Genomic DNA, 13,069 nt, shown 5'->3' on the forward strand with positions numbered 1-13,069 from the left:
GTCGAGTTGGGCCTGGGTCTTATATCAGCCGGCATCACCGTCGCGACCGTCGCGCGCACGCGCGAGAAGCCGGACCAGATCCGCGACCGATCGAACCCCAAGCTTGTGCATGACCCGCCCTCGATGAACCTTGATGGTCTTTTCGGCAGCCCCCAGCCTGTCGGCAATCTGCTTGTTCAGACGCCCGGCTGCAACCTGCTCCATCACCTCGGTCTCGCGCGGGGTCAGGCTTGCAAGGCGTGCACGGTCGGCGTCCACTGCGGCTTTGCGCAGCCTGAGCGTCCCATCACGCTCGATGGCCGCGTGAATCGATCGGATCAACGCGACGGGCTCGACGGGTTTCGTCAGGAAATCGACCGCCCCTGCCCGCATCGCGCGGACCGACGCGGGTATGGTGCCCTGCCCTGTCAGGAACAGGATCTGCCGGCAGCCGTCGGCTTCTGCGAGGCGCTCCTGCAATTCCAGCCCGTCCAGATCGGGCAGACCCAGGTCGATGACCGCGCATCCCGACCGGCCCGGATCATGGGCGGCCAGAAACGAGGTGGCATCGGCAAAACAGGCAACCTCGAATCCCTCGGCGCCCAGAAGACGCGAGAGCGCACGCATGACTGCAGGATCGTCATCGACCAGATAGACCACCGCATTCATGCCGCACCTCCCGTCAGGGGCAAGGTCAGTTCAACCCTCGATCCGGGCGATGGATGGTCGACGAAATCAAGCCCACCGCCATGGGCCTTGGCGATGTTGCGGCATATCGACAATCCGATGCCCAGCCCGGTATCCTTGGTCGAAAAGAACGGGCGAAAAACCTCTTCCCTGAACCCTTTCTCCACGCCGGGTCCACGATCCTCGACGGCAAGTTCGGCCTTTCCGTTCGGCAACTGGCGGGTCGCAACACGCAAGACACGCTGTTCGGCGGGAAGCTCCGACATCGCCTCGGCCGCGTTCAGCGTCAGGTTCAGGACGATTTGCTGCATCTGGGGCATGTTCGCCTGCACCATCAAAGGCACCGCCGACAGATCCTGCTGGACGGTGGCACCCCGCGCAATGAACTCGCTTTCAGCCAGCAGAAGCGTTGCGCGTACCACATCGTTCAGATCGACCTGCTCAAAGTTTGTCTCGCCCTTGACCATCAGCCGTCGCAGACCGGCAATGATCCCGGCGGCGCGGCGGTCATCGGTCGCGATGTCATCAAGGATGGCAGACACCTGTTCGATATCAGGCGGAGTTCGGCGGATGAGCCGGGCGCCAGCCTCGGCATTGGCCAGAATCGCGGCGAGCGGCTGGTTGATTTCATGGGCAAGCGCACCGGAAAGCTGGCCAAGGCGCATATTGCGCGACACATGGATGAGCTGCTGACGCTCTAGCGCAAGGGCAGACTGTGCACGCTGCGCGCGTGCGCGCTGAACGATCAGGGCTGCGATCGTGGCCGTCTGTGCAAGCAGGATTGCAGCAACAGTCAGGATCGCGGTTCGATAGCGTTCCCAGACGGAGGGTTCATAGAACTTGATCTTTGTGCCTGCAGGAAGCGCCGCACGATCCAGACCCCACCGGTTCAGCTCACGCCAGTCTACTGCGGGATACGGCGAAATCGTTGCGATCTGCGGAGGGTCCTGTCCATCAAGGATCATGCGAATGCTGCGGCCGATGCTGCGCCCCGTCTCGCGCGAGTCGTCAACAACGCCGCCGACGATGCCATGCCCGATGTAGGTGTCATAGACCCCGTAAAGCGGTGCACCCGAGCGTGCCGAGATTGCGCGCACCGCATCGCGCGGGATGAAGCGGCGCCCGGTTGCATCCTGCGTAAAGGTCAGCATCAGCACGATTGATGATGGGTCGAGCGTCTCCACCTCGGCCTGCACTGCACCCAACGCCATGTCATCAAGGTAACGGACGGACAGGCCCTGATACCTGTCAGCGAACATGCTGCCCGCAGCCTCGCGCCACTGCCGGTCGTAGATGCCCGCGCCCGTGATGATCACCAGCTCTCGCGCCTCAGGCTGTAGCCGTCGGGCAAGCGCGACCGCCGCGATCGGGTCATATCCGCTGAAGGTTCCGCTTGTCTTTGGCGCGGCCGGCAAGGTGGTGTACTGACCCTTGGATATCCCGGTAAAGACGATAGGCGCTCCTGCCGCCAACCTATCGCGGTTGGCAAGGACAAAGCGCATGGCATTCGGGCCCAGAACGACTACCGCGTCCAGAGTTGCGCCGCCATGGCGCGCGATCAGTAGATCACGCAGAAGTCGCTGCTGCTGTGGCTCTTCGAAGCGAAACATGTCGAGATACTCGACATAGGTATCGCCACGGGTCATGAAATCCTCGCTCAGCACCTCCTGCATTCCAGCAAGAATGCTTGTGGTCAGCGGAAGCCGGCTGTCGGCTTCGGAGAGAACGAGAATTCGCGGGTCATGCTGTGCCTGACTGGCCGGCGCGCAGGCAATGATCAGGACCAGCATCCATATGCACAACCAGGCCTTGCGCCCGCCCGCCAATCGTTCGGGTTGTTCTGGCATTGCCCCCACTCCGGCCCAAAAAACCCTGGCAGATAGGTACTAGGTCCAACTGTGCGTAATTGCCGCAGCAAGCCTAATCTCGCTGAGACCCTAAGACCAGCAGACCAGCCCTGTCAAAGCGTTACGTGCGCAATGGCGGGGCATTTCAACAGGAGGATTGAAACATGTTCAGACGCACATTTGCGGCGCTTGGCGGATCATCCGCGCTGATTGCAGCGGCGGCAGTGACGGCGACCATGTTCGGACCCGCGCAGGCGCAGGAAGCGGCCGCGCCCAATATCGTCGTGATCTGGGGAGACGACATCGGCCAGTTCAACATCAGCGCCTACAACATGGGCATGATGGGCTACAAAACGCCCGCCATCGATTCGATTGCCGAAAGCGGGGCGATGTTCACCGATTGGTATGGCGAACAGTCCTGCACTGCCGGCCGGGCGGCCTTCATTACCGGGCAGGCCCCGATCCGCACCGGCCTGACCAAGGTCGGCTTGCCCGGAACGCCCGAAGGGATGCCTGCGGAGGACCCGACCATCGCGACCGTTCTGGGCGACATGGGCTATATGACCGGCCAGTTCGGCAAGAACCACCTGGGGGACCGCAACGAGCACCTTCCGACCGTCCATGGCTTTGACGAATTCTTCGGCAACCTCTACCACCTGAATGCCGAGGAAGAACCCGAGAACCCCGACTACCCGAAGGACCCGGCTTTCCGGGACAGGTTTGGACCGCGCGGCGTGCTCGATTGCAAGGCGGCGGATGCCGATACCTCGCCGCCGGATCCGCGTTTCGGGGCCTGGGGCAAGCAGACCTGCACCGACACCGGCCCTCTGACCCGCAAGCGGATGGAAACCATCGATGGCGAAGTGCTGACACGCTCGATTGATTTCATGCAGCGCGGGGTCGAGGCCAAGAAGCCGTTCTTCCTGTGGTTCAACTCGACCCGCATGCATATCAACACCCACCTCAAGCCAGAATCCGCTGGCGTGACGGGCCTTGGTGTCTATGCCGATGGTATGGTGGAACATGACGGTCATGTCGCCTCGATCCTGGCCGAGATCGACCGGTTGGGCATCGCTGACAACACCATCGTGATCTATTCGACCGACAACGGCGCCGAGGCCTTCTCATGGCCCGATGGCGGAACCACCATGTTCAGGGGAGAGAAGAACACCAACTGGGAGGGCGGTTACCGCGTGCCCATGATGATCCGCTGGCCCGGCAAGATCGAACCGGGCACCGTTGTGAATGAGATCGGCGCACACTCCGACATGTTCACCACGCTGATCGCAGCAGCCGGAAACACCACGGCGGTCGAAGACCTGAAGGCTGGCAAGACCATCGGCGATGTTACCTACAAGTCGCATATCGACGGCTACAACCTGTTGCCTGCGCTGGTCGAAGGTGGCGAATGGCCGCGCAACAACTTTATCTACTGGACCGATGACGGCAATGTTGCGGCACTGCGCTATGAAGACTGGAAGGTGACCTTCCTGCGCCAGAGCGCGACCGGCCTGCATGTCTGGATCGAGCCCTTTGATGTGCTGCGCGCGCCCCTGATCACCAACCTGCGCATGGACCCGTTCGAACTGGCGCATGAACATGGGGCTGGGTACGACAACTTCTATGTCGATCACATGTTCGCCTTTGCGCCTGCCGGTGCATTTGTCGGGCAATGGCTGCAAAGCTTCCGTGACTTCCCGCCACGCCAGCGGCCCGGCAGCTTCAACCTTGAAAACGTGATGGAATCGGTCATGTCGGGATCGAACCAGTAACCGAACAAGCGTGCGGAAAAGGGGTCGGCTGCCGGCCCCTGATACTTCGGGGTCGCGCGGTGCGTGGCCCCTTTTTGTGTATCGACCTAATCGGCCCCGACAAAGCGGGCGAGCTTGCCCAGCGTCTGAAGGCCCAGTTCAATCGCGCCGAATCCCTTGGCTTCGTTGAACTCGGTCGTCGTGGCGAAGACCATGCCCAGTGTCACCAGGGTTGCGCCATCCGCATCCTCGAACGTCGCCCATGCATCGGCGTGTTTGGGCCCATCCTCACCCCACAAGAGCGAATAGCCGAAGCGCTGCCCCGCCAGAACCTCGCCATAGCGGTGATGATTGGGAAAGACCGTCCCATCGGGCGCGATCATGTCAAAGACCCACTCCCCACCCGCGCGCAGATCGATGCGCTTGGTGCGGCAGGAAAACCCGTCAGGACCCCACCATTTCGGCAATGTTTCGGGGTTCATCCACGCGCCCCAGACCACCTGCCGCGGCGCCCGGATTACACGTTGAAGGACCATCGTGCGCTCGGCCACGCCCGCCAGATTGTCGAGCCCCGCGCCAAAGCCTTGTCGGTAGCCCGCCTCCATACCGGCCGCCAGCGCCGAAAGTTGCACTGTCACCTCGAGCTTGCACATCGCGCCCGCCTCGCTGAAGGCAGCCGTCACCAATGCCGAGGACTGCGTTACCCCCTGGGACGAGATCACCTCATAGTTCACGCTGCGGAAATGGGGCTGCAGCTCCAGCCAGCCCGCCTCGCAACGGACGTCGGGCTGCCCACTGGCCTTGCAGATCGACAGCTCGCGCCCGCCAACCCGAGGCTCGGATTGAAGAAACTCGACCGTGACTGCGGACGTGGGCGCAGCCCAGATCGCGCGGGCGGCGGGCGCGGTCCAGGCCTGCCACAGCGTTGCCACAGGGGCCGATACCTGCCGCTCGAACCGCAAGGTCGCGAAGTCGCCGCTCATCGCATCAGGCCCCGGGCGTAGGTCTCAAGTTGGGTCACCACGGTGCCCCAGCCATCGTAGAAGCCCATCGACTCATGCGCCTTGCGCGTGTCAGGGTTCCGGTGACGGGCGATCGCCGTATAGGTGGTTCCACCCCCCGGCGCATCAGCCAGCAGCAGGATCGCGGTCATGAAGGGTTCGGGCGCGGGTTTCCAGCCTTCGGTGTAGGCATCCGTAAACACAAGCTTTTCGCCATCAACGACATCCAGATAGACGCCTTTGTTGTCCATCACGTTGCCCTCGACGTCGAACGTGGTGTTGAATCTTCCGCCCACGCGCAGATCGATGTCGACCGCCGTCACCTTATGCGGTGCAGGGATAAAGAAATGGGGAATGTGTTCTGGCGTGGTCCAGCATTCCCAGACCAGCTTGCGCGGAACCGCCAGAGTGCGGGTGAAGCTGAGGTCCGTTTCCGGATCGAGGTCAAGGGTCATTTGCGCGTTCCTTCATCAGGTTCATGACATAATCGTCCAGCCGGTCGAGCCGTGCTTCCCAGATGGCCCGCTGCTCATCGAGCCATGTCCGCATCGGGGTCAGCGCCTCGGGCACAATGGCGCAAGACCTGACCCGGCCGTCCTTCGCAGTGGCGATCAGGCCCGCCTCTTCAAGCACGGCCAGGTGCCGCATGACGGTGGGCAGCCGCAGGCCTGTCGGCGCCGCAAGCTCGGAGACCGGAGCCGCCCCTTTCGCCAGCCGCGACAGGATCGCGCGCCGGGTGGGGTCAGCGAGGGCGTGGAAGAGCAGGGAGAGGTCAGGATCATGCTTAGCCATGTGACTAACTATACACAGGCAAGACCTCGCATCAATGAAAACTTCTCAATATGGCTAAGTATTATTTGGCCGACCTGCGCTTGCGCGCATTTCTGTGGATTTGCGAGGGGAATCGCCGTATTTGTGTTAGTCTAGTCACGATGTTTAGTAGGTAGCCATTTTGCTGGTAGCGACTGTAGCCAAACCCTTGGCCGAATGTGCGGCCACTCTTTCAAAGGTGCCAACTTGCGGGGCCGACGCCTGCGCCATGTCGCGTCGAGTGAGAGCGACGTCAGGGTTGCCATCTGACGCCATGATTGCACCTTACAGACAGAATCCCATGTCCGCCCCTGTGCGGTCTGTGAAAGCAGGCGCCCTTGCTCCAAGGGGTGCTGCGGCATGATGTTGCACCCGGCCGAACCGCAGTTGGGCTACCGCCCCGAGATTGACGGCCTGCGCGCCGTCGCGGTGATCGGTGTTGTCCTCTATCACTTCGATTTGCCGGGGCTTCCGGGGGGCTTCACCGGCGTGGACGTATTCTTTGTCCTCTCGGGCTATCTGATCGGTGCGATCCTGTGGCGCGAATATCGGGAGCGGGGCCGCGTTCACCTTGGGCGCTTCTACGTCCGACGCTTTCGGCGGCTGGCTCCGGCCTGGACGGTCATGGCGCTGTCGGTCTTTGTGGCGGGCTGGTTCATCCTGTTGCCGCATGACTTTCGGGAACTGGGCAAGTCTCTGATCGCCTCGACCCTTTTTGTGGCGAACATCCATTTCTGGCGCGGGTCGGGCTATTTCGACAGCGTGGCCGAGGAAAAGCCACTGCTGCACATGTGGTCGCTGTCGCTGGAAGAGCAGTTCTATGTCGTCCTGCCGCTGCTCCTTCTGCTCTGTGCGCGCAGGCCAAGGCTTGCGCTGTGGCTGCTGGCAGGCGGCGCTCTGGTGTCGCTTGCACTCGCGCTTGGCTACACGCGGCAGAACCAGACGGCGGCCTTCTTCCTTTTCCCCTTCCGCGCCTGGGAACTTCTGGCGGGCGTGCTTTTGGCCATTCTGGCTGCGCGGTGCCCCGGCCCGAGGCAGGGGGTGACAGCATCCGCCGCAGGTCTTGCGCTCGTCATTCTGGGGATGACGCTGATCCATCCCGAAGACGGCTTTCCCGGCCCACTGGCGCTGTTGCCGGTTGTGGGAACCCTCTTGCTGATCTGGAATGGACGGGCGCAGAATCCGATCAACCGGGCGCTCGCTTGGGGGCCGGTGCGATGGATCGGTCTCATTTCCTATTCGCTCTATCTCTGGCACTGGCCGGTTCGCAGTCTGTCGGACTTTGTGATCGGGACCGAGAAGGGGATCAGCACGAACGCAGCGCTGATCCTTCTGTCCGTGGCGCTCGCCTGGCTCAGCTGGCGGTTTGTCGAGCAGCCTGCACGGGATACCGAGCGCCTGTCGGCGCGGCCACTGATGATCGGGGTCGTGGTCAGCAGCTCGATCCTGCTGGCGCTTGGCGCCTGGCCCTTCCTGCGCGCGGGCCTGCCCGGTCGCTGGTCGGATGATGTGCTGATGCATGCCGACGCGGCCGAGGACTTCATTCAGGACTGGTCGCGTTGCCGCATCCCCGCTGAAGGTGCCTTTGCCGGCGTCGAGATCTGCCCCATTGGCCCAGAGGGTGCGCCCAAGCTGCTCGTCTGGGGGGATTCGCACATGCGCGCCATGAAAGAGGGGCTGGACCTGCTGGCGCATGAGAGCGGCACCCCTGCCCTTCTCATCTGGCACGCAGGATGCCCGCCGATGTTCGGCATCGAAAAGCGCGAAACGGCGGCGACGCGGGCCGAGGACGAGAATTGCGCGCGTGCCAATCGCCAGATCGAGGCCACGCTGCGCGAACAACCCTTTGCCGATGTGCTGCTGATCGGCCGTTGGAGCTATTATGCCGAAGGTGCGGGCGTCGGCGTCGATGCCCACAACCGGATCGAGGTGACGCCCTCGTGGCCCGCGGCGGTGGAACATACCATTGGCGTGCTGACCGCCATGGGCAGCCGGGTTCATGTCATGCGACAGGTGCCCGAGATCCCCGACTACGGTTCCCTGCCAGTTGCGCGCGCCCTTGCCCGGGGCGAGGAGGTGCCGCAGGCACGGCTGGAGGTTTCCCTGCAGCAGGCCGCAGCCCGTGATGCCGCCGGGTTTGCCCCGTTCACTGCTGCGGCGCGCGATGGGCAGATTGATCTGATTGACCCATGGCCCCTGACTTGCGACGATGATCGCTGCGGGGTGATGCATGATGGGCGCACGATCTATTATGACAACAACCACATGACCAATCAGGGGGCGATGCGGTTGCGGCACATCTGGGCACCGGTTTTCGGGCAGAACGCTGACGGTGACAAATGAACGAGCTTCTGCACCGCAAATGGGACGTCATCATCATCGGCGCGGGGTTGGGCGGCGGCGTTTGCGGTCGCACCCTCGCCGAGGCCGGGCTCTCGGTACTTTTTGTCGAGAAGGGCCCCGCAACGCCGCGCCGCGCCGAGAACAATCAGGACTGCGGATATGAAGATCCGTTCGCGCGCGAAATGTTTGGCTGCTGGCCCCGTCAGGTCGAGGCGCGGGTCAATGGCACGACGACGATAGGATGGGGTGCGCAGGGCGTGGGGGTCGGTGGCACCTCGGTCTTTTACGCCGCAGCGATGGAACAACCCGAACGCCACGATTTTGAGCCAGTGCAGGACATGCCGCATCCCACCGGCGGCTGGCCGGTGGGCTATGACGAGTTTGCGCCCTGGTACGCGCGTGCCCGCGAGATCATGGCCGTCAACGGCGAGCAAGACCCCCTTGGCGATGCGGTCTTGCCTCTTGCGCCGCCCACGCCGCTGGCACCACGCGACGAGGCGCTTGGTCAGGCGCTGATCAAGGCCGGGCTGCACGCCTATCGCGCGCATCTGGCGATCCGCCAGCTCGACGGATGCAAAGAGTGCATCGGGCGCAAATGCCCGCGTGACTGCAAGATGGACGGCCGCTCGGCGGGCGTGATGCCTGCGCTGGCGACGGGCCGTGCGGAGGTTCTGGACGGCGCCGAAGCTCTGGCCCTGGTCGGTGATGCAGGCAGCGTCCAGCATCTGCGCGTGCGCTGGCACGATGCCGAGCATCTTCTGCAGGCGCGGGCCTTCGTTCTGGCGGGTGGCAGCCTCTCTTCGCCCCGGCTTCTTCTGGCATCCGAGGCCCCGCACTGGCCGGGAGGCTGCGCAAACTCCAGCGGTCTGGTCGGGCGGGGACTGATGTTCCACATCAACGAGCGTATCGCGATCTGGCCGCCTCGCGGGGCACCACCCAGCAGTCCCGGCCCGCTGAAGGCCTATTCCCTGCGTGACCTCTACAGAAATGGTCAGGATCGTATGGGCCTGTTTCAGTCGCTCGGCCTGCCGGCAGACTATGGAAACATCCTGTTTGTCCTGCATCAGCGCTACGACACCTCACCCCTGCGACGCCTGTCGATCGGGCGCGAGCTCTTGCGTGTGCCGGCCATGATCGCCGCACGCGTGCTGGGCGATGCACGGGTGTTTGCAGGCATCATCGAGGATCTGCCCGATGACCGGAATCGCGTCCTCTATGATCCGGCCCGGCCTGATACGATCATCTATGACTACACCATCGCCGACGAATTGATGGCGCGGCGCCAGCGGTTCCGGCGGCTCCTGAAGCAACGACTGAAGGGGCTGCGTTCGCTTTGGCTCAATCACCGCCCCGAGTTGAACATCGCCCACCCTTGCGGAACGCTGCGCTTCTCGGATGATCCGCGTCGGGGTGTGCTTGACCGCGACTGCAAGGCCCATGACCTGGACAACCTCTACGTCGCGGATGCGAGCTTCATGCCCAGTTCGACCGGGGTCAATCCCGGCCTGACCATCGTCGCGAACGCACTGCGCGTGGGACATACGCTAGCGCAAAGACTGAGGGCTTCGGGATGAGCGATCCGTCAGACGCCCCAGTTGTCGTGATCACCGGTGCAAGCTCTGGCCTGGGCCGTGCGCTCGCACGCCGTCTGGTCGCAAAGGGCTTGCGCGTGATCGGCATCTCGCGACAACCCGATGGCCGCGACAACCAGATCACCGATGGCCTTGGCAGCCTGTTTACCGGCTTTGCCGGGGATGTCGCTGATGCCGCGCAAATGCGCCTCATCGCGGCCGAGGTCGAGGCGCGGATCGGCCCAGTCGCGATCCTGATCAACAATGCCGCAACCTATGAGCGGGGCGATTTCCTCTGCACCCCTGCCGAAGAAATCTGCCGCCACATCGAGGTGAACCTCTGCGGCCAGATCAACGCGGCCTCGGCCTTCCTGCCCGCCATGGTGGACCGCGGGCACGGTCGTATCGTCAACATCACCAGCTTTGCCGGTGGCGATCCGCTTCCGGGCAGTCTTGGCTATTCGGTGTCAAAGGCCGGAACGCGCAGCTTTTCCAAGGCGCTGGCGGTTGAACTCGCTGGCCGTCTGCCCGGGATCGTGGTGACGGAATGGGCGCCCGACATGATGGCCACACATATCGGCCGCCCGGACGGCGTCGATCCGGATCGGGTTGCGCAACTGGGCGTCGCACTTGCGCTGAACGCCGATCCGGCGCTGCATGGGGCGACCTTCCTGCAAGATCAGCAAATCCTGCCCCGGCGTTCGCTGCGCCGGCGTCTGAAGGACCTGCTGCTCTTGAAACGCCCCGTTCGCCCGCTCCGGTTGATCCCGGACCAGACCCCGCCGGGAGGGACGAGATGACCCAATGTATTCGGCGCACATTCCTGGCGATTGCCCTGATCCTTCAGGCCAGTCTTGCGGCTGCCGGGCCATGGCCAGAGCGCGACTCGGCCCGGATCTATATTTTTGGCAACAGCCTGATCACCCATCTGAGCGACACGCAGGAAACGACCGTGCCCCATTGGCTGGGCATCATGGCAAAGGCCGAGGGCCGCAAGCTGGCGCTGGACGGGCGGTGGGGCTTTCCGCGCAACTTCCTTCCGCCCATCGACAACTGGGCCTTTGCCGAGGTCGACAGGGCCTGGTATCAGGACCGGCCCTTTGCAACCGGGAAGTTCGACACGATCATCCTGAACACAGAGAACTTCATTCAGTACAACCTCGCCGACGTTCCATATCTGGGCGACAACCCCGATCAGGCGACGCCGCTTGGGGCAACGCTGAAGGTGTTCGACTGGGTAGAACAGAACACCGACACGCTGCCCCGTTTTTTCATCTATGAGGGATGGGAGGGTCTCGGCGATGTCAGCAAGGTGTTCCCGCCACCCCCCGAAGTCATGCCGCAATACCATGCCCATGCACAGGGCAGCTATGCTGCGTGGTACGATGATTATGTGGCCAAGCTGGCAGCAAGTCGTCCGCAAATGGATATTCGTCTGATCCCTGTTGGCCGCATCATGTCAAGACTGCTGAGCGAAGAGCCTCTGTCACAGATCCCGCCCGAAGCGCTTTATTCCGATCTGTCGCCGCATGGACGCGAGACGACCTATCTTCTGGCAGCGATGATCACTTATGCCGCGGTTTTCGGCGCAAGGCCGCCGGAAGGGTTGGAGTTGCCGGATTCCATCGACACGGTCTTTGCCACGGCCTATGAAGCGACGGCGGACCGTATCTGGGACATCATGCAGACTGGGGCGAATTGACAACATGCGCGTGATGATGGGGTCGCTGATCCGCGGCCAGGGACTGGCCCAAAAGGCCCTAAGGGGTTCGGCGCTGACCATGCTCAGTTTCGGGGGCATGCAGGCGATCCGGCTTGCGTCCAACCTGATCCTGACCCGGCTGCTTTACCCCGAGGTCTTCGGCCTGATGACCCTGATCATGGTGATCATCCAGGGTTTGAACAATTTCTCGGACGTGGGCATCACACCGGCCATCCTGCAGAGCAAGCGTGGCGACGACCGGACCTTCCTCGACACGGCCTTCACGATGCAGGCCATCCGGGGGGTGATCCTCTGGCTGGGATGCTGCATCCTCGCGGTGCCGGCAGCGCGGTTCTACGCGGTGCCCGAGTTGATGTGGTTCCTGCCCGTCGCGGGCACAACTGCAATGATCTACGGGCTTCTGCCAACCAAGATCGAAACCGCGAACCGCCACATGCAGATGGGCCGCCTGACGCTGGTCGAGCTGGCGACGGCTGCGATGACGACCCTGATCACCATCATTCTGGCGGCGATGCTCGGATCAGCCTGGGCCTTGGTGATCGGGCTGATTCTGGGGTCGGTGGTCAAGGTGCTGATGGTCCGCTACTGGATGCCCGGCCCGCCCAACCGATTTCATTGGGACAGTGACTGCGCGGCAGAACTGATCCGCTTTGGCAAATGGATCATGCCGTCGACGGTGGTCGGCTTCGTGATCTCGCAGGGTGACAAGGCGGTACTGGCGCGTTTGCTGACGCTGACGCATCTGGGCATCTACAACATTGCCTATTTCCTCGCCAGCTTTCCACAGATGCTGGGCACGGCCGTCATTTCGCGGATGATGATCCCGATCTACCGCTCGGCGGCCGAGGATCCGAGTCCAAGGCAGTTTCGCCGCGTGCGACAGGTGCGCGCGGTGCTGACCGGAACGCTGATGCTGCTGCTTGCCGTACTTGCCGTCATGGGCGACGACCTCGTTCAGCTGCTCTACGATGACCGCTATGCTGAAGCCGGACCGATGGTCACGCTGATTGCGTTGGCCAGCATCCCGGCGCTGATCGGCCTTAGCTACGATCAGGCGGCGCTGGCAGGGGGCGACTCGCGCGGGTTCTTCTGGGTCACGCTGGTGCGGGCCGTGCTGTTTCTGGGCCTGTTCACGTTGGGCGCGCTTGAGGCAGGGATCCCTGGTGCCCTGGCAGGTCAGGCGCTGGCTGCCACGCTTGCCTACCCAATGTTGGTGCGCATCGCGCGCAAGCATGGGGTCTGGGATCCTTGGCACGATCTTGGCTTTGCGATCTGCGGCGCCCTGCTGGCCATTGCGCTGCTGCGCTAGGACACCCCAAACAGAAAGACCCGGGGCCAAGGCGCCCGGGTCTTTGGG

The 13,069-nt window shown here is 63.1% G+C and carries 11 protein-coding genes; 6 read left to right on the forward strand and 5 right to left on the reverse strand.

Translation table 11 applies throughout. From position 1 onward, the window contains the following. Window positions 1–24 precede the first annotated feature (24 nt). Complete coding sequence (locus FQU74_RS12690) at window positions 25–648, reverse strand: response regulator transcription factor (protein ID WP_146286840.1); 624 nt, start codon at window positions 646–648, stop codon at window positions 25–27. Further along, window positions 645–2,456: a sensor histidine kinase gene (locus FQU74_RS12695; protein ID WP_158635583.1), complete on the reverse strand. Its 1,812-nt coding sequence runs from the start codon at window positions 2,454–2,456 to the stop codon at window positions 645–647. Before FQU74_RS12695 ends, FQU74_RS12690 begins: the two co-directional genes overlap by 4 nt. Window positions 2,457–2,677: 221 nt before the next feature. Here FQU74_RS12695 and FQU74_RS12700 point away from each other — a divergent pair, with 221 nt between their 5' ends. Continuing rightward, window positions 2,678–4,285: an arylsulfatase gene (locus tag FQU74_RS12700; protein ID WP_146286842.1), complete on the forward strand. Its 1,608-nt coding sequence runs from the start codon at window positions 2,678–2,680 to the stop codon at window positions 4,283–4,285. An 86-nt stretch (window positions 4,286–4,371) separates the two neighbouring features. Here FQU74_RS12700 and FQU74_RS12705 read toward each other — a convergent pair whose 3' ends face one another. Genes FQU74_RS12705 through FQU74_RS12715 form a run of 3 tightly spaced genes read right to left on the reverse strand, consistent with a single transcriptional unit; the run spans window position 4,372 to window position 6,057 of the window. Continuing rightward, the gene (locus FQU74_RS12705) at window positions 4,372–5,247 is read right to left on the reverse strand and encodes an SRPBCC domain-containing protein (RefSeq protein WP_146286843.1); all 876 of its coding nucleotides are present in this window, start codon (window positions 5,245–5,247) and stop codon (window positions 4,372–4,374) included. Then, window positions 5,244–5,720: an SRPBCC family protein gene (locus FQU74_RS12710; RefSeq protein ID WP_146286844.1), complete on the reverse strand. Its 477-nt coding sequence runs from the start codon at window positions 5,718–5,720 to the stop codon at window positions 5,244–5,246. Before FQU74_RS12710 ends, FQU74_RS12705 begins: the two co-directional genes overlap by 4 nt. Further along, the gene (locus FQU74_RS12715; protein ID WP_146286845.1) at window positions 5,710–6,057 is read right to left on the reverse strand and encodes an ArsR/SmtB family transcription factor; all 348 of its coding nucleotides are present in this window, start codon (window positions 6,055–6,057) and stop codon (window positions 5,710–5,712) included. The genes FQU74_RS12710 and FQU74_RS12715 overlap by 11 nt, the downstream gene beginning before the upstream one ends. Window positions 6,058–6,435: 378 nt before the next feature. On the opposite strand from FQU74_RS12715, the gene FQU74_RS12720 reads away from it, so the two are divergent. The 5 genes from FQU74_RS12720 to FQU74_RS12740 are packed head-to-tail and all read left to right on the forward strand — an operon-like array spanning window position 6,436 to window position 13,021. Then, on the forward strand, window positions 6,436–8,418 hold the full coding sequence (locus FQU74_RS12720) for an acyltransferase family protein (RefSeq protein WP_229704383.1): 1,983 nt from the start codon (window positions 6,436–6,438) through the stop codon (window positions 8,416–8,418). Next, entirely contained in the window at window positions 8,415–9,992 is a 1,578-nt protein-coding gene (locus tag FQU74_RS12725) for a GMC oxidoreductase (protein ID WP_146286846.1), read from the forward strand. The genes FQU74_RS12720 and FQU74_RS12725 overlap by 4 nt, the downstream gene beginning before the upstream one ends. Next, complete coding sequence (locus FQU74_RS12730; protein ID WP_146286847.1) at window positions 9,989–10,789, forward strand: SDR family oxidoreductase; 801 nt, start codon at window positions 9,989–9,991, stop codon at window positions 10,787–10,789. The genes FQU74_RS12725 and FQU74_RS12730 overlap by 4 nt, the downstream gene beginning before the upstream one ends. After that, window positions 10,786–11,691 (forward strand): hypothetical protein, encoded by a 906-nt coding sequence (locus FQU74_RS12735; protein ID WP_146286848.1) that lies wholly within the window; start codon window positions 10,786–10,788, stop codon window positions 11,689–11,691. The genes FQU74_RS12730 and FQU74_RS12735 overlap by 4 nt, the downstream gene beginning before the upstream one ends. A gap of 13 nt (window positions 11,692–11,704) precedes the next feature. Continuing rightward, a complete protein-coding gene (locus FQU74_RS12740; protein ID WP_229704384.1) occupies window positions 11,705–13,021 on the forward strand; it encodes an oligosaccharide flippase family protein in 1,317 nt (438 codons plus the stop codon). Window positions 13,022–13,069: the final 48 nt, after the last annotated feature.

This window comes from Gemmobacter aquaticus (genome assembly GCF_007859075.1).
Classification (GTDB): Bacteria; Pseudomonadota; Alphaproteobacteria; order Rhodobacterales; family Rhodobacteraceae; genus Gemmobacter; species Gemmobacter aquaticus.